21 protein-coding genes and 1 tRNA gene are annotated in these 18,970 nt (G+C 49.7%); 13 read left to right on the forward strand and 9 right to left on the reverse strand.

Annotated elements, in window-relative coordinates; translation table 11 throughout:
- The first annotated feature begins 6 nt into the window (after positions 1–6).
- The 5 genes from Q8M75_RS01745 to Q8M75_RS01765 all read left to right on the forward strand — a co-directional run bounded on the left by Q8M75_RS01745 (position 7) and on the right by Q8M75_RS01765 (position 4,171).
- Positions 7–690 carry an outer membrane lipoprotein carrier protein LolA gene (locus tag Q8M75_RS01745; RefSeq protein WP_305485558.1) on the forward strand — a complete coding sequence of 228 codons (684 nt, stop codon included), beginning with the start codon at positions 7–9 and terminating at the stop codon, positions 688–690.
- Positions 691–714: 24 nt separating this feature from the next.
- Complete coding sequence (gene serS, locus Q8M75_RS01750) at positions 715–2,028, forward strand: serine--tRNA ligase (protein ID WP_305485561.1); 1,314 nt, start codon at positions 715–717, stop codon at positions 2,026–2,028.
- Between the two features lie 31 nt (positions 2,029–2,059).
- Positions 2,060–2,149, forward strand: a tRNA-Ser gene (locus Q8M75_RS01755).
- Between the two features lie 756 nt (positions 2,150–2,905).
- Positions 2,906–3,235 (forward strand): hypothetical protein, encoded by a 330-nt coding sequence (locus tag Q8M75_RS01760; RefSeq protein ID WP_305485563.1) that lies wholly within the window; start codon positions 2,906–2,908, stop codon positions 3,233–3,235.
- Positions 3,236–3,616: 381 nt separating this feature from the next.
- A complete protein-coding gene (locus tag Q8M75_RS01765) occupies positions 3,617–4,171 on the forward strand; it encodes a lipid-binding SYLF domain-containing protein (RefSeq protein WP_305485566.1) in 555 nt (184 codons plus the stop codon).
- A gap of 22 nt (positions 4,172–4,193) precedes the next feature.
- Here the strand turns inward: Q8M75_RS01765 and Q8M75_RS01770 are convergent, their stop codons facing one another.
- Entirely contained in the window at positions 4,194–4,841 is a 648-nt protein-coding gene (locus Q8M75_RS01770) for a histidine phosphatase family protein (protein ID WP_305485568.1), read from the reverse strand.
- Positions 4,842–4,844: 3 nt separating this feature from the next.
- A complete protein-coding gene (locus Q8M75_RS01775) occupies positions 4,845–5,462 on the reverse strand; it encodes a lipocalin family protein (RefSeq protein WP_305485570.1) in 618 nt (205 codons plus the stop codon).
- 85 nt (positions 5,463–5,547) lie between these two features.
- On the opposite strand from Q8M75_RS01775, the gene Q8M75_RS01780 reads away from it, so the two are divergent.
- Positions 5,548–7,437, forward strand: a complete 1,890-nt coding sequence (locus Q8M75_RS01780; protein ID WP_305485572.1) for an AsmA family protein — start codon at positions 5,548–5,550, stop codon at positions 7,435–7,437.
- On the opposite strand, the gene Q8M75_RS01785 is transcribed toward Q8M75_RS01780, so the two are convergent.
- On the reverse strand, positions 7,422–7,796 hold the full coding sequence (locus Q8M75_RS01785) for a phage holin family protein (RefSeq protein WP_305485574.1): 375 nt from the start codon (positions 7,794–7,796) through the stop codon (positions 7,422–7,424). The two genes, Q8M75_RS01780 and Q8M75_RS01785, sit on opposite strands and share 16 nt — an antisense overlap.
- Positions 7,797–7,959: 163 nt before the next feature.
- Between Q8M75_RS01785 and Q8M75_RS01790 the strand changes: the two genes are divergently transcribed.
- The 4 genes from Q8M75_RS01790 to Q8M75_RS01805 all read left to right on the forward strand — a co-directional run bounded on the left by Q8M75_RS01790 (position 7,960) and on the right by Q8M75_RS01805 (position 11,315).
- Positions 7,960–8,481 carry a LexA family transcriptional regulator gene (locus tag Q8M75_RS01790; protein WP_305485577.1) on the forward strand — a complete coding sequence of 174 codons (522 nt, stop codon included), beginning with the start codon at positions 7,960–7,962 and terminating at the stop codon, positions 8,479–8,481.
- Complete coding sequence (locus tag Q8M75_RS01795; protein WP_305485579.1) at positions 8,450–9,793, forward strand: Y-family DNA polymerase; 1,344 nt, start codon at positions 8,450–8,452, stop codon at positions 9,791–9,793. Before Q8M75_RS01790 ends, Q8M75_RS01795 begins: the two co-directional genes overlap by 32 nt.
- Positions 9,794–9,857: 64 nt before the next feature.
- Positions 9,858–10,088, forward strand: a complete 231-nt coding sequence (locus Q8M75_RS01800) for a hypothetical protein (RefSeq protein WP_305485581.1) — start codon at positions 9,858–9,860, stop codon at positions 10,086–10,088.
- Positions 10,089–10,166: 78 nt separating this feature from the next.
- Complete coding sequence (locus tag Q8M75_RS01805; RefSeq protein ID WP_305485583.1) at positions 10,167–11,315, forward strand: alanine--glyoxylate aminotransferase family protein; 1,149 nt, start codon at positions 10,167–10,169, stop codon at positions 11,313–11,315.
- Between the two features lie 7 nt (positions 11,316–11,322).
- Here the strand turns inward: Q8M75_RS01805 and Q8M75_RS01810 are convergent, their stop codons facing one another.
- Positions 11,323–11,547, reverse strand: coding sequence for a SlyX family protein (locus Q8M75_RS01810; protein ID WP_305485585.1), 225 nt, complete (start codon positions 11,545–11,547; stop codon positions 11,323–11,325).
- An 11-nt stretch (positions 11,548–11,558) separates the two neighbouring features.
- Entirely contained in the window at positions 11,559–11,774 is a 216-nt protein-coding gene (locus tag Q8M75_RS01815; RefSeq protein WP_305485587.1) for a hypothetical protein, read from the reverse strand.
- 96 nt (positions 11,775–11,870) lie between these two features.
- Between Q8M75_RS01815 and Q8M75_RS01820 the strand changes: the two genes are divergently transcribed.
- On the forward strand, positions 11,871–12,875 hold the full coding sequence (locus Q8M75_RS01820; protein ID WP_305485589.1) for an LLM class flavin-dependent oxidoreductase: 1,005 nt from the start codon (positions 11,871–11,873) through the stop codon (positions 12,873–12,875).
- Positions 12,876–12,890: 15 nt separating this feature from the next.
- On the opposite strand, the gene Q8M75_RS01825 is transcribed toward Q8M75_RS01820, so the two are convergent.
- The 4 genes from Q8M75_RS01825 to Q8M75_RS01840 all read right to left on the reverse strand — a co-directional run bounded on the left by Q8M75_RS01825 (position 12,891) and on the right by Q8M75_RS01840 (position 15,289).
- Positions 12,891–13,328 carry a putative toxin-antitoxin system toxin component, PIN family gene (locus tag Q8M75_RS01825; protein WP_305485591.1) on the reverse strand — a complete coding sequence of 146 codons (438 nt, stop codon included), beginning with the start codon at positions 13,326–13,328 and terminating at the stop codon, positions 12,891–12,893.
- A 29-nt stretch (positions 13,329–13,357) separates the two neighbouring features.
- Positions 13,358–13,906, reverse strand: a complete 549-nt coding sequence (locus Q8M75_RS01830; RefSeq protein ID WP_305485592.1) for a YaeQ family protein — start codon at positions 13,904–13,906, stop codon at positions 13,358–13,360.
- 76 nt (positions 13,907–13,982) lie between these two features.
- Positions 13,983–14,432 carry a GNAT family N-acetyltransferase gene (locus tag Q8M75_RS01835; RefSeq protein ID WP_305485594.1) on the reverse strand — a complete coding sequence of 150 codons (450 nt, stop codon included), beginning with the start codon at positions 14,430–14,432 and terminating at the stop codon, positions 13,983–13,985.
- A gap of 11 nt (positions 14,433–14,443) precedes the next feature.
- Complete coding sequence (locus Q8M75_RS01840) at positions 14,444–15,289, reverse strand: aldo/keto reductase (RefSeq protein WP_305485596.1); 846 nt, start codon at positions 15,287–15,289, stop codon at positions 14,444–14,446.
- 77 nt (positions 15,290–15,366) lie between these two features.
- Between Q8M75_RS01840 and Q8M75_RS01845 the strand changes: the two genes are divergently transcribed.
- Positions 15,367–16,977 (forward strand): NAD(P)/FAD-dependent oxidoreductase, encoded by a 1,611-nt coding sequence (locus Q8M75_RS01845; RefSeq protein ID WP_305485598.1) that lies wholly within the window; start codon positions 15,367–15,369, stop codon positions 16,975–16,977.
- 60 nt (positions 16,978–17,037) lie between these two features.
- The gene (locus Q8M75_RS01850; RefSeq protein ID WP_305485600.1) at positions 17,038–18,969 is read left to right on the forward strand and encodes an ATP-binding cassette domain-containing protein; all 1,932 of its coding nucleotides are present in this window, start codon (positions 17,038–17,040) and stop codon (positions 18,967–18,969) included.
- Position 18,970 lies beyond the last annotated feature (1 nt).

Here is an 18,970-nt window from a genome sequence, read left to right on the forward strand (position 1 = left end):
TCATTTATGACAATGCGTTTTTTAAGTAGCGCTTTTTGCGCTCTCCTGTTTTCAATCCCCAACACTTCTTTTGCGCAAGACGCACAAAGTGGCGTTGAGCAATTGCGGCAATTTGTACGCATATCCAAAACAGCAGAAGGGGAGTTTGTCCAGCAGCAGTTGCGTGCCCCCAAGCCCAATGAACCCCAAGATAAAGGCCTCAAAGTGATTCGCAAAACGGAAGGGCGTTTTATATTCCAACGCCCTGGTCGCTTTGTATGGGACACCCAAAAGCCCTTTGAGCAGCGTTTGATTGCGGATGGCAAGCAGCTCATTATGTGGGACAAGGATTTAAATCAAGCGACCTTTCGGCCTGCGGGGCAGGTTTTAGCATCGACCCCAGCGGCCATCTTGTTTGGTGATGGGGCGCTGGAGCAGCATTTTGATTTGGAGGAGGGCGCTGAGCGCTCTGGCCTGCGCTGGGCAAATCTTAAGCCGAAGGCGAAGCCATCGGCTGGCAGCAATGACCTGCCCTATACCTCGATTGCGATTGGCATGAGCGGCGGCCTACCGCGGGCTTTAGAGCTGATGGATGGATTGGGGGGCGTGGTACAGCTGAGTCTCACGCAAATCCAGCTGAACATTCCCCTGCCTGCAGGTACCTTTACCTTCACGCCGCCTGCTGGCGCGGAAGTCTTGCGCTTAAAATAACGATTCGCACTAAAGCAAAACGCCATGATTGATCCCCAACTCCTTCGCAAAGACATCGCCGCTGTAGCAGCGCGCTTATCTACCCGTAAATTTATTCTGCCAGTTGAGCAATTTAATGCCCTAGAGGCTGAGCGCAAGCAATTGCAGTCCCGCACAGAAGAGTTGCAAGCCAAACGCAATCAACTCTCTAAAGCTGTTGGCATGAAAAAAGCTAAAGGTGAAGATGCTGCTGCAGAAATGGCTGAGGCTGTCCAAGTAAATGCGGATATGGAAGCGGGCGCGAACCGCCTCGCTATTTTGCAAACCGAGATCGCCGATTTTGTCGCGGGCATTCCGAATCTGCCGGATGAGTCGGTGCCGGTCGGTAAAGACGAAAAAGACAATGTCGAACTAAAGCAATGGGGCACTATTCCCACTTTTGCATTTGCCGTGAAAGACCACGTTGATTTAGGGGCGCCCCTTGGTCTTGATTTTGAATCCGCTGCCAAGATCAGTGGATCACGCTTTGTAGTACTTAAAGGACAGCTTGCAAAGCTGCACCGGGCATTAGCCCAGTTCATGCTGGATGTGCATACCGGACAACACTCCTACGAAGAACTGTATGTTCCTTTTATGGTTAACGCTGCTTCGATGCGTGGCACCGGCCAGCTGCCTAAGTTTGAAGAGGATCTCTTTAAGGTCCCACGCAAAATGGGCGAGGGTCAGGGAGAGGGCGAGGAGCGCACCGAAAACTTTTACTTAATTCCGACGGCGGAAGTGCCGGTCACGAATTTAGTGCGTGACACCATCACCGCAGCCGAAGCCTTGCCCCTCAAATACGTAGCTCATACGCCTTGCTTTCGTTCGGAGGCAGGCAGTTACGGGCGCGATGTGCGCGGCATGATTCGTCAGCACCAATTTGAAAAAGTGGAGCTCGTGCAAATCGCTAAACCCGAAGAGTCGATGCAGCGCCTCGAAGAATTAACTCGCCATGCTGAAACGATTCTGGAGATGCTAGAGTTGCCATACCGCCGTGTATTGCTTTGTACTGGCGATATGGGTTTTGGCAGCACGAAAACCTACGACCTTGAAGTCTGGATTCCATCGCAAAATGCCTACCGTGAAATCAGCTCCTGTTCCAATATGGGTGACTTTCAGGCCAGACGGATGCAGGCCCGTTACAAGGTCGGCAACAATAAACCTGAGCTACTGCATACCCTGAATGGTTCGGGTTTGGCAGTCGGTAGAACGGGCGTTGCTCTTCTTGAGAATTTCCAGCAAGAAGATGGCAGTATCCGGATACCTAAGGCCCTGCAGCCCTATATGGGCGGGATCACCAGCCTAAAGCCCAAGGCATAACCAACCCAAAGCTATAATTGCGGTTCGATTCGGAGAGGTGGCAGAGTGGTCGAATGTACCTGACTCGAAATCAGGCGTACTGTCAAAGGTACCGTGGGTTCGAATCCCACCCTCTCCGCCAGAAGCACAAAGTCCTTATAAATCAACAGTTTATAAGGACTTTTTTATTTAATCCCGCTCTTAATTAAATAAAGACAGATGCAGTGCATCATCGGTTCGACAGGGTATCGGCATGGTGAATAGAAAAATATAGAAATACAGTTAGGATTTGAAGAGTAAATTCCAAGCACTAAACTTTTTGTGTGGGCCGTTCTTCAAATTTAAAGATATCTATAGTGGTAACAAAATTTCGACTGCTGGAACCTCGTAGTAACTTAAAGCAATACTCTTCCAATAAAGTTGCATTAAAAATAATCAAACGAAAACATTGATCATCATCATTTATTGCATTAAGAATCAATTTACAAAACGTCTGATTTCCTACAATTGAAATTCGTGCACGATGATCATCTGTTAGGAACAGAGTGCAGGTATAAGGTAGGTTTTCATTATCTGAAATTCCAATAACATCAACCGCGAAAATGGATTGATTTAAGACTTTGTAAATGGATGCATCACAATAGTGCGGATCAATGTTGATACTTAAATTGTTAAACGAAAAACGATCGCTCACAATCGAAACATGAATCGCCTCCTCCCAACAGGTCGTGAATTCGAAGTTTTTCAAGGCACTAATTACAAAAATTTAAACTATCATGGTGCGTGTAGTAGTTAACTACCACAATAGATACATAAGAACTTCTTAGTTAATTTATGTAGTGTCTATAAAACATGATGTAGATAATTCTTTTAGGGTGTATATCCCTAGGGACTACACATGAATAGCATCGAAATCAATCAACTACTAAAAGAACTGCACGGATCATTAGCGCATCTACCAATCTCAAATTCGATTGCATATGAAATTATTTTGATTTCAATGCTTTTCTATTTGAATAAGAAGGAATTATCGTTAAAGACTCTTTTTGCCAATTCAAAATCTACCGAAATGGGTGTAAGACACCATCTCAACCGATTAATCGAGTATGAATGGTTAGAAATGAGACAGTCTGAAAATGATCTTAGGGTGAAATTGGTATATCCAACAACCAAACTGATCCAGCAGTACGAACGATTTCACAAAATTCGATTTGATGAAAAAAATTAACTTAATGCAGTTGAAGTGGCGTTTCTTATATTGAGTTTTCATACGGCGAGAGATCGTTTTGCACTGCATGACAGATTGATAAGCAATAAATCAAATCATCAGACCAAAAAAAGTATTCATTCAATTGGCATAGACATGCTTGATTTGATTTAACTGTAATGGCTGCTATTTGTATTTAAATGCAAACCATAAATATGTATGGCGCTGCTGAATTCAAAGAGCGGCTAAATAACACCTCAGCAAGCCCTTGGTGGGGTATTACTTACCCCTAACAGTCAGTCGATGGCAATGAGCGCGCTATCTTCAATTTTTGGCCCAGAAAGCAAATCTGCTACTATTTACTGCGCCTTATTCTTCTACTCAACTCCGATACCTTATTCGATGCCGATCATGCCCTTTATTCAGCGTTATATTGCGTTTTTACTCTTATCGTTCTCCCTTTGCGCTGGTATTGCTCATGCAGAAAGCAGGGCAGAACTAGACCGAAGCGCACGGTCTGTACTCAATCAACTCATTTCCAGTAATGCCAACGCAAAAAAGCTGAGCGAGAAGGCCGTTGCAAGCCTAGTATTTCCGGTGGTGACCAAGGCTGGCTTTATTGTGGGCGGCCAATATGGTGATGGTGTTTTATTTAAGGATGGAAGGCCAGCAGCGTATTACAACACTGCAGGCGGCTCCTATGGTTTACAGGCAGGAGCCCAACAATTCGCTTACGTATTGTTTTTCATGAAAGAGTCTGCGCTAAATGCCTTAGATTCGACTCAGGGATTTGAGATTGGAGTCGGTCCGAGTGTTGTGTTAGTTGATCAAGGTGTTGCCAGTTCAACAACCTCAATCACTACCCAAAACGATATCTATGCCTTTATTACCGCCCAAAAAGGGGCTATGGCTGGTATCGGTATTCAGGGCAATAAGATTACGAAGCTCGCGAAGTAAGAGAATCTACTGCAGGTTGCAGTTAAAGGTCCACGTTATCTAAAGCCAGGGTGCTAAGGTGGTCAGTGTCGGCCCAGCGCTCGACTGACCAAGTTTTCCCATCGTAGGCAATCCAATTTAAGGACGTATTCGGGACTACCGCCACCCGGGCCTGATCCAATGCTTGTTTACTGGCAATCCGGTACATCATATCGAGGGTTCCGCCGTGGCTCACCACCAAAATGGTTTGGCCTTGGTGTGCGGCCACTAGCATCGCCAAGGCGCGTTGCGCCCGTTCATGAAATGCCTGAATACTTTCACCACCGCCTAAGTCGTGCTGGATATCGCGCGCCAGGTGTGCCTGCCATACTTCGGGCACTGCATGCGGCGCATCATCTAAGCGCAGGCCCTGCAAAACCCCAACATGGCGCTCCCGAAAGATAGGATCGATGGTGATGCTTAGCCCCAGTGCATGCGATACCTGTTTGGCGGTATCGGCAGCGCGTTGCAAATCACTGGAGTAAAGGTGATTAAAGGTATGGCCGGCATGCTGCAAGGATTGCGCTAAGCGCTGGGCCTGCGCTTGTCCATGGCTATTAAGTGGGGTATCGATGTGGCCCTGCATGCGGCGCTCAGCGTTCCAGTCGGTTTCGCCATGGCGGGCAAAACAAATGCGTGTAATCGTACTCATGGTTTATTGCGTAACTGGGTTTACCGTTGTTTGTTTCGAGATCTCAATTGCATCGAGATTGAATCCTTTTTGCTTTAAACGTTGCAATAGGGCTTCATAGGCTTTGGGCTCAACGGATTTACTGCGCGACAAAATCCACAGGTATTTACGGCTCGGCTCACTGACGGCTGCAAGCTGGTATTGCGGGTCTAAGTCAATGACCCAGTAATTCCCCCAAACAAAAGGCAGAAAGGAGAGCCAGGCTGGCGCAAAACGGACTTCCAATTTAGGTGAGTTTGCGTCGCCTACTTGTTTAGCTGCGCCGAGCGCTTCGCTCATGGAGCCATCTTCTTTTTGGCAGCGGTTCAGAACCTGCAGCATGCCATTGGGCTGCACGGCATAGGTTGCACTGGTGTTGGCAATGCAGCGCTTCTGAAACCAGTTAGGATATTTAGCCACTTCGTACCATGTGCCCATATATCGAGCTACGTCCAGTGAGGCAATCGCTTCGAGCGGCGCAGGTGATGCCTCGTTCGATGGGGTTTGAGCTGATGCTAAGGAGACCCATGCACTAAAACTAAAGCAAAGTGCGACGATCAGCGATCGACTAAGGAGGCGCGTGATGGTGTTCGTTGTGTTCATACCGATACTGTATACCTTTCAATGTCACCCTTGCCCAGTCGATTGCGCTATATTGGTATATAAGCAAAAGGACATATAAAGCAAGATGAGTCGACCATTCAAAATAGTGCTGATGATGCTTGGCGCACTCATCGCTTCTTTGCTGATTGGGCTTTTTTATCTCAGCACCCTCATTAGTCCCGCCAAGTTAACGCAGATGCTTATTTTAGAGGTGCGTGAGACAACAGGGCGCGAGTTGATGATTGCTGGACCAGTCAGCTTGGGATTTTTTCCAAGGATCGCTGTATCGGCGGAGCAAGTGCGCCTCAGTAATGCGGCTTGGGCTAAAAGCCCTCAAATGGCAAGTCTAGAAAAAGTAGCCTTAGAAATCAGTCTTTTGCCATTACTGAATCGCCGGATTGAAATAAGCAGCATTCAATTATCGGGATTGATCCTGCATTTAGAAACCAATGCAAAAGGCGATGGCAATTGGCTGATGGGTGATATTGCTACGCCGAATAGCGCAACCGCATCATCCTCGTCTGGCTCGGCACAAGCCAATGCTAAAAAAGCGGACAGTGATGCCGATGCCATAGATCGTAATCTGGTGTTGATTGAGGGCCTCAACTTAATCAATGGTCAGATTCATTATCAGCCGAGTGGGGCTGCCGTTAGTAATTATGGGATTTCACGTTTGTCGATGCAAAAAAATGGCGCTGAGACGGCAATCAATGCTGACCTAAAGCAGGGTGCGTTTACGATTGCGATCAAAGGTAGGATGACGTCAATTCGAGAGGTCTTACGTAGCATCGGAGCAGAGGCAATTGACGTCAATTTCGATTTTGAAGTGGCGCTGGGCGGCAAGCCATCCCAACTCAAGGGAAAGGCAGCACTCAATCCAGCTAAGCCTACTCAGTTTGATGTTGCGTTTAAAGCAGACGAGCTCGATTTATCCGCCATACCAGCATTCAACCACCCTTCATTGCCTACAAAGCCAACATCTTCAGCATCCAACGCAAATACGACTGCCGCTAAAGCAATCAATGCCATCACACCATCCAGCCAGACTCCAGCTACTGCACGTGCTGCCGAGCGTTTCTTTAGTGATACGCCATTGCCGCTCGATTACCTGCCCAATGCCAATGGCACGCTTGATGTTGATATTGGGCAGCTAGTGCTCCCCACTAAAGTAGCGCTCAAAAAAGTAGCTGTGCTGGCACGCCTCACTCCACAGCAGATTGACATTCCCCAAGCGACTTTTCAGCTAGGCAATGGCCGGTTTGATGGCTCCGCCAGCATTGGCAATCTGCAGAGTTTTCCTAACTGGGCATTCAAAGGTCAGGCCAGCGGCTTTACCTTAGAGCAATTGCTAGTCTCAACTAATTCCAAAGGAGAGGTGAGCGGCGGTGATATGCGCGTTGCATTTAACCTCACTAGTAGCGGTAAAAGTTCACACCAAATTGCTTCAGGCTTAAATGGCCAAAGCCAGATCACGATTGGGAGTGCACGCCTTGCATCGAGCTTCATGAACCAGGGTGGCGATGTATTTATCACCTTATTTGATGCGATTAATCCGATGCGCAAAAAGAGCAATGCAACAACACTCGAGTGCGCAGTAGCCTATTTGCCAGTCAAGAATGGGCTAGTAACGGTTCGGGATTCCATCGGCATCGAAACGGACCGTTTAAATATTGTGTTGACTGGAGCCGTTAATCTGAATACCGAGCAGATTAATTTAGCTTTTTACCCAAAAGAAAAATCGGGCCTCACTGCGGGGCTTGATTTGGCCAGCCTGGTGCGCTTACAGGGCAGCTTGGTAAAGCCACAAGTTGGCATCAATAAAGAGGCGGCAGTGCATCAAGCCTTGACACTGGGCCTCGGATTTTTAACGGGCGGTGCATCGATCGTTGCCCAGAATGCCGAAGGGGTCATGAACAAGCCCCACCCCTGCCGTGAGGCTATGCAAAGCTGGGATCGTATTTATTTACGCTCGTAACGTACTTCAGTCTTAAAAACGCTGGCGCCAATAAAAAGACTAAATACAGAAATAAAGATGCCGGCAAAGAAGGCGGTCCAAAAGCCGGAGATCGTAAAACCACTCACTACGGTTGAGACCAGCATCAAGACCAAGGCATTGATCACCAGCAAGAAGAGGCCCATCGTCAAGGCTGTTAGTGGTAGCGTGAGCAAAATGAGGATGGGTTTCACAATCGCGTTGGCAAAACCCAATACCAGGGCGGCAACAATGAGAGCTGCTGTGCCGTCAAACTGAATGCCATCAAAAATAAAACTTGCAACCCATAGGGAGAGGGCGGTGAGACCCCATTGCGCGAAAAAGGGGAGGAGGTTTGGCATGGCGAAGTGCTTTCTGAAGAAGTGTGCAATTGATCTTACCAGTCGAGGGCAGCTAAATTCAGGCTCAGCAGTATTAAAAAACCAGTTCTATTAGTAAATTTGGCATTTTTAGGCTGGGGTGTTTATACTGTGTTTTTATACAGTACTTTAACGAAAAGTTACCATGAATTCCCCTGTTGTAAGGCCGATTCAGGCCGTTTCTGAGTTGGGTCTTAGTCAAACCCCGGAACGCTTTGCCTTGGAGGCGCCACCCTCCGAGTTGCGCCTGCTGGTGCACGGCTTATCTGCCGGCTTTCCCTCGCCTGCAGGAGACTACGTCGAGGATGCGCTCGATCTGAATCAGTACTTGATTCAGAATAAGCCCGCTACTTTTTTGTTTACAGTGCGCGGCGATTCGATGATGGGCGCCAGCATTGAGGATGGCGATAAGGTGGTGGTGGATCGAGCACTCAAGCCTAAGCACCAGGACATCATCGTCGCCGTTGTGAATGGCGACTACACCATTAAGCGTTTATACAAATACCGCGGCACGATTGAGTTGCGCCCTGAAAACCCCAATTACCCGGCAATCACTTTTACGGATGGCGCTGAGTTACAAGTCTGGGGCGTCGTGATTGGTGTGGTGCGTAAATACATAAATAAAGCGGCGCCGCATGCCCAGCAGCGCCACGCCACCCATTCTTGATCATGGGGCAGCGATGGGGGTAACGTCGCGCGCAGCGCATTTTGCCTTAGTGGATGTCAATAACTTTTATGTTTCATGCGAGCGGGTATTTCAGCCACGTCTAGAGGGTGTACCGCTAGTGGTGTTGTCCAATAATGATGGCTGCGCGGTAGCGCGTAGCAGCGAAGTGAAAGCATTGGGCGTGAAGATGGCAACGCCCTGGTTTTTACTAAAGGATTTAGCGGCGCAGCATGGCATACAGGCGCTATCGTCAAACTACACCTTATACGGCGACATGAGTGATCGCGTAGTTTCCATCTTGCGGGACTTTTCGCCAGACATGGAGGTCTATAGCATTGATGAAAGCTTCTTGCGCATCGACGCCGTCACCCATCTTTACCCGAGCCCCATTGCAATGGGAGAGATCATGCGCAGTCGCATTCGGCAATGGACTGGATTACCGGTGTGCGTGGGCATGGGCGCTTCCAAAACCTTGGCTAAGTTAGCCAATTATCTGGCGAAAAAACACCCTGTATTCAATGGGGTGTGTGATCTGAATGCATTAACAGACGCAGAGCTCGAGCATTGGCTATCGATCACTGACGTCGGTGAGGTATGGGGAGTCGGCCGTCAACTCACCTTACGCCTACGGGCCATGGGTATTGAGACGGTATGGGATCTGCGCTCTACCTCGCCCAAAATACTTCGCACTCACTTTGGTGTGGTGATGGAGCGTACCTGTAGTGAGCTCAATGGCATTTCTTGTTTGGAGCTGGAGGAGGTGGTGCCGGCAAAACAGCAAATCATTGCGTCACGTAGTTTTGGTCGGGCGGTGATCAGCCGTGAGGAGCTCGAGGAATCCGTCGCTACTCACATGGCCAGAGCCTGCGAAAAGTTGCGTGCACAATCCTCGGTGGCAGCGATGATTCAGGTATTTGTGCGGACCAATCGCTTTAAGCCGAGTGAGCCGCAATATAGCCCAAGCATTGCAATTGGATTGGTGGAGGCGTGTGACGACACCTTGGTCTTAACGGATGCCGCACTAAGCGGTTTAGGACGGATTTTTAAAGCCGGTTACCGCTATAAAAAAGCGGGCGTTGTGCTGAGTAGCATTTCAGAAAAAGCGCAGCAGCAACACAGCTTATTTGATGACCATCACTGGAATCACAAATCAGCTGAGTTAATGAAGGTAATGGATTCCCTCAATACCCGTTTTGGAAAAAAGACCGTGCATTCGGCGGCAATGGGTAATACCGTGGGCTGGGCCATGCGCTCTGAAAATCGCTCACCCCACTACACCACCTGTTGGGATGAATTGCCGTTTGTCAGCTAAGCCAGCTGGGTTTGCTAAGATTCAGGCTTATTTCTGATCGCACTTCCTTTTTTACACTCAATTTATGTCCATTCTCGCCATTGCTTTAGCCGTTTTATTGGGTCTCTACCTCTTAATCAAGATCCTAGGCCGCCGCAGCGCCATCCGCCTGATGGTCGAAAATTACGGTTTAATCCCGGAAAAACTTGCCCCTTTGAGTGATCGGGAGATTAAGGAGCTCTTGGCGAAACTCCACCACATGGCGGAAAGAGGCCATTCTGTTGCCCTGGAAACGGCTACGCGGCCTTATCGCTAGGCGATATCCCTAGAAACACGTAGTTTTCCGATGACCAGTATCATTGTGGGTTATTGCTTACATTATTAAGGAGATAGCATGCCTGGCTTGCTTCCAAACGTTGATCCCGATGGGTTGTTGGAGTTTTCAGTGGTCTATACCGACCGCTCGCTCAACCACATGTCCGAAGAGTTCAAAAAAGTCATGGTGGATATCTCTAGCGTACTCAAGGATGCCTATCAGGCTAGCTCCGCCATCGTGGTTCCGGGTAGCGGCACGTTTGGTATGGAAGCAGTGGCACGTCAATTTGCAAACCAAGAAAAGATCTTGGTTTTGCGTAACGGTTGGTTTAGCTACCGCTGGACGCAAATTTTCGATATGGCGAACATCACTCAAGATATTCATGTGATTAAGGGTAGGCAAGTCGAAAACGCGACTCAGGCACCCTATGCACCAGCCCCGATTGAAGAGGTGGTGGCCTACATTAAAAAAGAGAAGCCCGCCGTTGTCTTTGCACCTCACGTAGAAACTTCAGCCGGCATTATTTTGCCAGCGGATTACCTCCGTGCAGTGGGTGATGCAGTGGAGTCGGTTGGCGGTTTGTTTGTACTCGATTGCATTGCGTCTGGCGCAATGTGGGTCGACATGAAGGCATGTAAGGTGGACGTTGTGATTAGCGCGCCACAAAAGGGCTGGAGTAGTTCGCCATGCTGCGCCTTAATTGGCCTCAGTGCACGTGCCCGCACCAAGATCGACAGCACACAGAGCACCAGCTTTTCAACCGACCTGAAAAAGTGGTTGCAGATCATGGAAACCTATGAAAACGGTGGTCATGTGTATCACACCACGATGCCAACCGACGCCTTGAAAATTTTACGTAACGTGATGCAAGAAACCCAAGCCTTGGGCTTTGATCACTTACGCAATCAGCAAATCGAGCTGGGTAAAAAAGTACGTGCGATGTTGGTTAAGCGCGGCTACCCCTCAGTAGCCGCTCCTGGATTCGAGGCGGCTGGTGTGGTGGTGAGTTATACCGAAGACCCAGACATTCAGACGGGTAAGAAGTTCATTGCCTTGGGCTTGCAAACTGCTGCAGGTGTGCCATTGCAGTGCGATGAGCGCCCAGACTTCAGAACCTTCCGTATCGGTTTATTTGGTTTAGAGAAGTTGACGCATGTAGATCGTACCGTGGCTCATCTGGAAAAAGCCATGGACCAGATTCAGTCGGTGGCCGCTGTAGCAGCCTAATTGCACTTTAGTAGTGGGGCGGTATTTCGTCGCGTAAGTCTCTCGAGTCGTTGCCGCCACCCAGTCCTTCCGAGCCGCTCGCGCTCATCTGCTCCTTGAGCGATTTCATTTCTCGGTATAAAAATTCAATTTGCTGCTGCTGTTTATAGATCGTTTGATTGAGGTTCTCAATCAAGTCCTCGGCAAAACTGAGCTTCACTTCTAAATTGGTAAGGCGTTCTTCGCTGGACATGGCATTGCCTCCTAATTGGTTTCCGATGGCATTACTACAAAGCGCCCATCTTCCATTTCAGCTTGGGGCCGAATCCAAAAATCATGGGTTTGCAGGGATTCATACACATAGGCCGGCGCCAAGTCGGCTTCGATATTGGCCAAGCAAACCACCCGATAGAGGCCGCCAGTCTTCACATGCCTCAGTTGGGTATTGGGTGTAAAGCGTCCATCAGATGCTTGCGCCATACGGGGTTTTTGTGTCATCACATACTTTCTTTTATGATCAAGTGACATTACAGCATGCATTGATCTACAGAATACCGTTTCCTTATAAAACCAGCCATGTCAATTGCTTACTCGATTCTTGATTTATCACCCATTCCCGAAGGCGGGACTGCTGCTATTGCGCTGCGCAACTCGCGTGATTTGGCGCAGCATGCAGAGGAGTGGGGGTATTCGCGCTACTGGGTAGCCGAGCACCACAATATGACAGGCAATGCGAGCTCGGCTACGGCAGTGTTGATTGGATATATTGCCGAAGGCACGAAGACAATTCGCATTGGTTCGGGCGGCATCATGCTGCCTAATCATGCCCCGCTCGTGATTGCAGAACAATTTGGTACCTTGGCATCCCTGTATCCGGGCCGGATTGAGCTTGGGCTTGGCAGAGCGCCGGGTACCGATCAGATGACCGCCCACGCATTGCGCCGTGATTTGCAAGGCAGTGATCATCAGTTCGCACAAGACGTGCGTGAGCTGCAGCACTACTTTGCACCAGACCAAGAAGGTCAGCGCGTGCGTGCCATTCCCGGAGTGGGCTTAGAGTTACCTATCTGGATATTGGGTTCCAGTTTGTATGGCGCCCAATTGGCAGCAAATTATGGCTTGCCCTATGCCTTTGCATCGCACTTTGCCCCCGATTATTTGCAAGAGGCCATCCAGACCTACCGCACGCACTTCCGTCCATCAGCGCAACTGAACAAGCCCTATGCTGTATTTGGGGTGAATGTGATTGCGGCCGATACCGATGAGGAGGCGCAATACTTGTTTACCACCCTACAGCAGCATTACACGCGAGCCCGGCGCAATACCCGTGGGCAGTTGCCATCACCGATTGCAGATATCGACGCTTTCTGGGAGCCTCATGAAAAAGCCGGCGTGATGCGGTCTTTAGCCTGCTCGGTGGTTGGCTCCCCGCAAACCATACGCGATGGATTGCAGCGCTTACTGAAAATCAGTGGGGCCGATGAGGTTTTAGTTGCTGGTCAAATTTACGATCATGCAGCGCGCCTGCGCTCGTTTCAGATTGCGGGGGAAGTAATTCGTAGTCTAGAGCCTAGCGCCTAGCGCGCTTAGTGATGACTAGCCAAGCAAGGTCTGGAGGCGATCGTACTGATTGCTAATCTCAACGCCGTGAGTCTTGGCAATAGCACCCAACTCCAATACCAACAGGTCTTTGCTGAGCAGCATGGCCGGGCGGATGCTGTAGGCCATATCCAGAAAGACTTGATCGTCTAGGTCGCGGCAAGTGAAGGGGGCTGGCTCCATTGCCGCATTCTCCAGCAGTCGAGTAACACTTTTCCATGCCTGCAGAATCATGGCTTGTTCTTCTTGATTTAGCTTAAACGTCGGACGCTGAATCACATCGATGAGCTCTAGCATTGAGGCTTCGCTTCGCACTGCATCCACGAGCTTGGCATCGAGCAAAAGCCGAATGGGTTCCGCAGTCGGATCTTTAAACACCAGCAAATCCAAAATGACATTGGTGTCCAGCACCAAGCGCGGTTTTATATCAGTCAAGGCAGTATTCACGCGTGAGGGTAAATGCCTTAGTTCGCAGGCGCTTTCCAGATCTCCGGAACCACGGTCACTTGACCTTGATCTGCAGAAACCAGCATCTCACCATCTTGAATATTGACGTGAATAATCATGCTGCGCTCCACCAGTGCAATTAAGGCTTTTGACTGCTCCTCCGGTATGGCGACAATGGTCAAGTTACGCGCGCGCTCTAGCTTATTTTTGATGCCATCCCACCATAATTTACTGGTATTGCCGGCATAGCAATAGACAGCTACTTGATTGGATCGTCCGCAGGCCTTTAGAATGCGCCGCTCATCAGGTTGGCCGATATCAATCCACAGATTGATGGCGCCGGTAAGGTCCTTCACCCAAATATCGGGCTCATCGGTATCACTGAGTCCTTTAGTAAAAACCAACTGCTCTTGTGCATTGAGGGCAAAGGCAATGATGCGAATCATCATGCGCTCATCGGTCTCAGAGGGATGCTTTGCGATCGTTAAGGGGTGGCTAGCATAGTAGTAGCGATCCCCATCGGAGATGTGGAGCTCTGCTTTATGGATGGTTGCGCGCAATGCCATGAGTAAATCCCTTAATTGATCCGCTGTTTGCCCTGATTGGCCGCAGAAAACAGACCATCATAATCCCCTTGGGATATTAGGGCGCTGGAGCGACCAGAACCAGCCGCATGCGCTGATGCGGAATGCCCACTTCATCAAAGATGGCACCATCCGGCTTAAATTGCAGTTTGGCATAAAAAGAAACCGCACTTTGCTGGGCATGGAGCTCAAATACGCTTGCACCTTGCAACATGCCGGCACGAATCGCCTCACCCAGTAGGGCCGTTCCAATCCCTTGACCGCGAAATTCCTTGAGCACTGCCATTCGTCCAATCTTGGCTTTGCTGGGATCCTGCTCATCCAGATAGATTCGCGCGGTGGCAACACATTCACCATCAACGAAGGCCAGCGCATGCTCAGCAATGGGGTCGTAGTCATCGATTTCCAGTTCGGCAGGAATGCCTTGCTCTTTCACAAAAACGGCATAGCGAATCGCATATGCGGTATCGCGCGCTTCTAACCAAGACTGTGTTTCGATCGTAATCATGCTTTACTGAATTAAATGATGACCAATGGGCGAGCGCGCGTCGGCGCCAAAAAGAGGGTGTCCAATTGACTCAACACAGAAGTACTCAATTGAATTTGATTTGCTTGCCAGTTTTCTTCAATACGAGTGAAGTGAGTTGATTTGGGTATGGCGACGGCATGCGGGTGGCGCAAAATCCATGCCAGTGCTAACTGGGCAGCAGTTAGACCCTGTTCAGCGGCCAGCAGAGATAAGCCAGGGTGCTGTGCTAGATTGCCGGTACCCAGTGGCGAGTACGCCATGAGTGCGATATTTAGAGTATTCATGGCAGGCAGTAAATCAAACTCAATGCCACGTTCATTTAGGGCGTAATACACCTGATTACTTTGGCATTGATACGGGGAGCCTACATTCGCTTCGGCTGTGCGCCAGGAATCCAGAGCCTTTGGATCAAAATTACTCACACCGAAATGGCGGATCAGCCCACGCTCGTGAAGCGTTAAAAATCCCTCAATAGTGCTCTCAAAGGAATGGCTGCCTTGCCAGTGCAATAGATAGTGATCCAGATAGTCGCATTGCATGCGCCGCAAACTGGCTTCGCAGGCTTGAATCGTGCCCTTTTTATCAGCATGGTGTGGCAGCACTTTGGAGACTAAGGTAACTTCTTCACGGCGATTGGAGGCAAAGGAGCCAAGTGCCTTGCCGACGAGCGATTCAGCCACTCCGTCGGCGTACATTTCTGCGGTATCGATCAGGCGATATCCCACCTCAAGAGCGTGCGCAATGGCGGTGCACTCTGCCTTGGCTTGACTGGGGTCTTCGCCCATTTGCCATGTACCTAGGCCAATGCGAGACTGAAATAAGGGCGTGGATTGCATGGCGTCTAATATAACCAAAAAACAGCAGTTGTAGCAGATGTTTGCTTACCATCCAAGACTGTGTATCGTATAGCCCTATGATCCGAGTTACCGAGCTGCGCCTTGCGATTGACCATGCCCCAGAAGCACTGGAGGCGGCCATTGTGCGTTTTCTTAAAATTGCCCCAAAAGACATGATGTCCTTTGAGGTATTTAAGCGCAGCTATGACGCACGCAAAAATCTAGCCCTTGCTTTTATCTATACCGTCGATGTTTCAGTCAAAGACGAAGCGCAGGTATTAACCCGCTTTGCTGGCAGTGTTCATGTACGACCATCGCCGGATACCCGTTATCACTTCATAGCAAAAGCACCTCAAACTATGGAGCAACGGCCAGTCGTTATTGGTTTTGGCCCCTGCGGTATTTTTGCAGCACTATTACTTGCACAAATGGGCTTTAAGCCGATTGTGCTGGAGCGAGGAAAAGCGGTGCGGGAGCGTACCCAAGATACCTGGGGCTTATGGCGCAAGAACACCCTCAATCCGGAGTCCAATGTGCAATTTGGCGAAGGCGGCGCTGGTACTTTTTCTGATGGCAAATTATGGAGTCAGGTTAAAGATCCGAAGTTTTACGGACGCAAAGTTTTACATGAGTTTGTCAAAGCCGGCGCCCCTGAAGAGATCCTCTACGTTGCCAAGCCACACATTGGCACCTTTCGCTTAGTGGGCGTGGTTGAAAAAATGCGCCAAGAGATTATTGCGCTAGGCGGTGAAATTCGCTTCTCCCAAAAAGTGACTGGTTTTGAAATCGAGGATCAGGCGATACGCGGCCTTGTAATGGAAGACGGTGAGCGCCTTGCTGCCAGTCAGGTGATTTTGGCTTTGGGGCACAGTGCGCGCGATACCTTTCAGGCCCTACACGATGCTGGCGTGTATCTTGAGGCAAAGCCATTTTCCATTGGATTTCGGATTGAGCATCCGCAGTCGATGATTGATCGGGCGCGCCTGGGGCCGCATGCAGGCAATCCCTTGATTGGGGCGGCTGATTACAAATTAGTGCACCATGCCAAAAATGGGCGCTCGGTCTATAGCTTTTGCATGTGCCCGGGCGGTACCGTGGTGGCTGCTACTTCGGAGCCGAACCGCGTGGTCACTAATGGCATGAGTCAGTATTCGCGTAATGAACGCAATGCGAATGCCGGCATTGTGGTGGGCATCACCCCAGAAGACTATCCAGGCGGACCTCTGGCTGGAATTGAGTTTCAGCGCGCCATTGAATCGAGGGCGTTTGAGCTGGGCGGTAAAAACTATGAAGCCCCCGGTCAATTGGTTGGGGATTTTTTAGCGCAAAGGCCTTCCACTGATTTTGGTGCCGTATTGCCATCGTACAAACCCGGTGTGCACTTAACGGATCTTGCGAGCAGTTTGCCGGAGTATGCGATTGAGGCGATTCGCGAGGCGATTCCTGCATTTGAAAAACAGATACCCGGTTTTTCAATGAACGATGCCGTATTGACCGGGGTTGAGACGCGCACTTCATCGCCATTGCGCATCACACGCGGCGCCAATTACCAAAGTCTGAACATCAAAGGCCTGTATCCCGCAGGCGAGGGCGCAGGCTATGCTGGCGGCATTATGTCCGCCGGAATCGATGGCATCAAAGTCGCCGAGGCCCTGGCATTGGAGTATTTAGCCCAGCACCCCCAATAGGGCGAAGCCTTAACCATGGTGTTTATCAGCCTGGGTTTTCAGAACAGACGATAATGCGGCATGGCTTTAATCGTACTTACAGATGCAAAACTGGCTTTTGGCCACGTTGACTTACTGGCGAACACCGCTTTCTCTCTGGAATCAGGCGAGCGCATCGGCTTAATTGGGCGTAATGGCACCGGTAAATCATCCCTACTTAAAATTCTGGCTGGCCTTGAAAAGCTAGACGATGGCCTATTGCAATATCAACAAGGTTTGCGTATTGCCTATGTGCCCCAAGAGCCGATCTTTGAGGCAACGGAGACCGTATTCGATGCAGTCGCAAAAGGCGTATCCCAGGCAAAGTCCTTAAGGGAAGAATACGAGGCTCTCAGCGTAGGGGATTGGGATGATGCATCCCATCAGCGCCTCGATGAACTGCAATCCGCCTTAGAGGCAGTCAGCGGCTGGAATTGGGAGCAGCGGGTTCATGAAACCCTAGATCGATTGCATTTGCAAGCTGAGATGAAAATCACAGCACTATCGGGCGGCACAAAAAAGCGAGTCGCCTTGGCGCAAGCCTTGGTCGCCGTTCCAGATGTACTGCTGCTCGATGAGCCAACCAACCACTTAGACCTCGACTCCATTACCTGGTTAGAAGAGTTGCTGCGCGAGTATCAAGGCTCAGTAGTCTTGATTACCCACGACCGCGCTTTTTTGGATGCAGTCTGTACCCAAATCGTTGAACTGGATCGCGGTATTCTGCGCAGTTACCCTGGTAATTTTTCTGCCTATGAGGTCTTGAAGGACCAAGAGCTCAATGCGGAATCTTTGGCTAATGCAAGGGCAGACAAACTGCTGGCGCAAGAAGAGGTTTGGATACGCAAGGGAGTTGAGGCAAGGCGTACGCGTAGTGTTGGCCGCATCGCCCGTTTAGAAAAATTACGCGCTAGTCGTGCACAACGCCGCGATGAAATGGGTCAGGTCAAGCTGGCTGTCTCTGCGGGGGATCGCAGTGGCAAGATCGTGGCGGACTTACAAAATGTATCGAAATCATATGATCGCCCGATCGTTCAGGACTTTACCGCCACCATCTTGCGTGGCGATAAGGTTGGCCTTCTTGGCCCGAATGGTGCAGGCAAGACAACCTTGCTAAAACTCATTCTCGGCACGATTACTCCAGATTCGGGAACTGCCGTGATGGGCACGCGGATCGAGGTTGCTTACTTTGATCAAATGCGCGAGGGCCTTGATCTCAATGCATCGCTGGAAGATTACATCAGCCCAGGAAGCGAATGGATTGAAATCAATGGCAATCGCAAGCACGTCAAGAGTTACTTAAGTGATTTCTTATTTGCACCGGAGCGCACCAATTCACCGGTCAGCACCTTATCGGGTGGTGAGCGCAATCGATTGCTGCTTGCTCGCCTATTTGCAAGGCCAGCGAACGTCTTGGTACTCGATGAGCCAACCAATGACTTGGATATTGACACGCTAGATCTGCTAGAACAATTGCTTCAGGACTATAAGGGAACGGTCTTTTTAGTCAGCCACGACCGTTACTTTTTGGACAATGTGGTGACCAGCATTATTGCCAATGAAGGCGATGGATTTTGGCGCGAGTACGAAGGCGGGTATGAGGATTGGAAAATTCAGAAGGCACGCTCCGATCAAATTCGCTCAGAAAATGGTAGCCTAAAAACAGAGCTGAGCCCAAAGGCAGTAGTAAAGCCCGCTGAAAAAGGCAACAAGGAAACTAAGCCAGTTGCCGCTAAGAGCGGCATTCAAAAACTCAATGGTAAAGAGCGCCAAGAGCTAGAGTCATTGCCCTTGCAGATTGAAGTGCTGGAGGCAGAGCAGGCTGAGATTGGCCTAGCGATGAGTAATCCCGATTTATACAAAAATGAGCCTGAACTGGCTGCAAGTATGCAGGCGCGCTTATCTGAGCTTACGAACCAAATCGATGCGATGCTGCAGCGCTGGGAATTATTACTAAGCCGATCTGAGGGCTGAT

The organism is Polynucleobacter sp., assembly GCF_030693775.1.
GTDB lineage: Bacteria > Pseudomonadota > Gammaproteobacteria > Burkholderiales > Burkholderiaceae > Polynucleobacter.

Bases quoted from the DNA above. Each gene is read 5' to 3' on its own strand.
- Q8M75_RS01745 (WP_305485558.1), top strand. From the start codon at position 7: ATGACAATGCGTTTTTTAAGTAGCGCTTTTTGCGCTCTCCTGTTTTCA.
- serS (WP_305485561.1), top strand. From the start codon at position 715: ATGATTGATCCCCAACTCCTTCGCAAAGACATCGCCGCTGTAGCAGCG.
- Q8M75_RS01760 (WP_305485563.1), top strand. From the start codon at position 2,906: ATGAATAGCATCGAAATCAATCAACTACTAAAAGAACTGCACGGATCA.
- Q8M75_RS01765 (WP_305485566.1), top strand. From the start codon at position 3,617: ATGCCGATCATGCCCTTTATTCAGCGTTATATTGCGTTTTTACTCTTA.
- Q8M75_RS01770 (WP_305485568.1), bottom strand. From the start codon at position 4,841: ATGAGTACGATTACACGCATTTGTTTTGCCCGCCATGGCGAAACCGAC.
- Q8M75_RS01775 (WP_305485570.1), bottom strand. From the start codon at position 5,462: ATGAACACAACGAACACCATCACGCGCCTCCTTAGTCGATCGCTGATC.
- Q8M75_RS01780 (WP_305485572.1), top strand. From the start codon at position 5,548: ATGAGTCGACCATTCAAAATAGTGCTGATGATGCTTGGCGCACTCATC.
- Q8M75_RS01785 (WP_305485574.1), bottom strand. From the start codon at position 7,796: ATGCCAAACCTCCTCCCCTTTTTCGCGCAATGGGGTCTCACCGCCCTC.
- Q8M75_RS01790 (WP_305485577.1), top strand. From the start codon at position 7,960: ATGAATTCCCCTGTTGTAAGGCCGATTCAGGCCGTTTCTGAGTTGGGT.
- Q8M75_RS01795 (WP_305485579.1), top strand. From the start codon at position 8,450: ATGCCCAGCAGCGCCACGCCACCCATTCTTGATCATGGGGCAGCGATG.
- Q8M75_RS01800 (WP_305485581.1), top strand. From the start codon at position 9,858: ATGTCCATTCTCGCCATTGCTTTAGCCGTTTTATTGGGTCTCTACCTC.
- Q8M75_RS01805 (WP_305485583.1), top strand. From the start codon at position 10,167: ATGCCTGGCTTGCTTCCAAACGTTGATCCCGATGGGTTGTTGGAGTTT.
- Q8M75_RS01810 (WP_305485585.1), bottom strand. From the start codon at position 11,547: ATGTCCAGCGAAGAACGCCTTACCAATTTAGAAGTGAAGCTCAGTTTT.
- Q8M75_RS01815 (WP_305485587.1), bottom strand. From the start codon at position 11,774: ATGGCGCAAGCATCTGATGGACGCTTTACACCCAATACCCAACTGAGG.
- Q8M75_RS01820 (WP_305485589.1), top strand. From the start codon at position 11,871: ATGTCAATTGCTTACTCGATTCTTGATTTATCACCCATTCCCGAAGGC.
- Q8M75_RS01830 (WP_305485592.1), bottom strand. From the start codon at position 13,906: ATGGCATTGCGCGCAACCATCCATAAAGCAGAGCTCCACATCTCCGAT.
- Q8M75_RS01835 (WP_305485594.1), bottom strand. From the start codon at position 14,432: ATGATTACGATCGAAACACAGTCTTGGTTAGAAGCGCGCGATACCGCA.
- Q8M75_RS01840 (WP_305485596.1), bottom strand. From the start codon at position 15,289: ATGCAATCCACGCCCTTATTTCAGTCTCGCATTGGCCTAGGTACATGG.
- Q8M75_RS01845 (WP_305485598.1), top strand. From the start codon at position 15,367: ATGATCCGAGTTACCGAGCTGCGCCTTGCGATTGACCATGCCCCAGAA.
- Q8M75_RS01850 (WP_305485600.1), top strand. From the start codon at position 17,038: ATGGCTTTAATCGTACTTACAGATGCAAAACTGGCTTTTGGCCACGTT.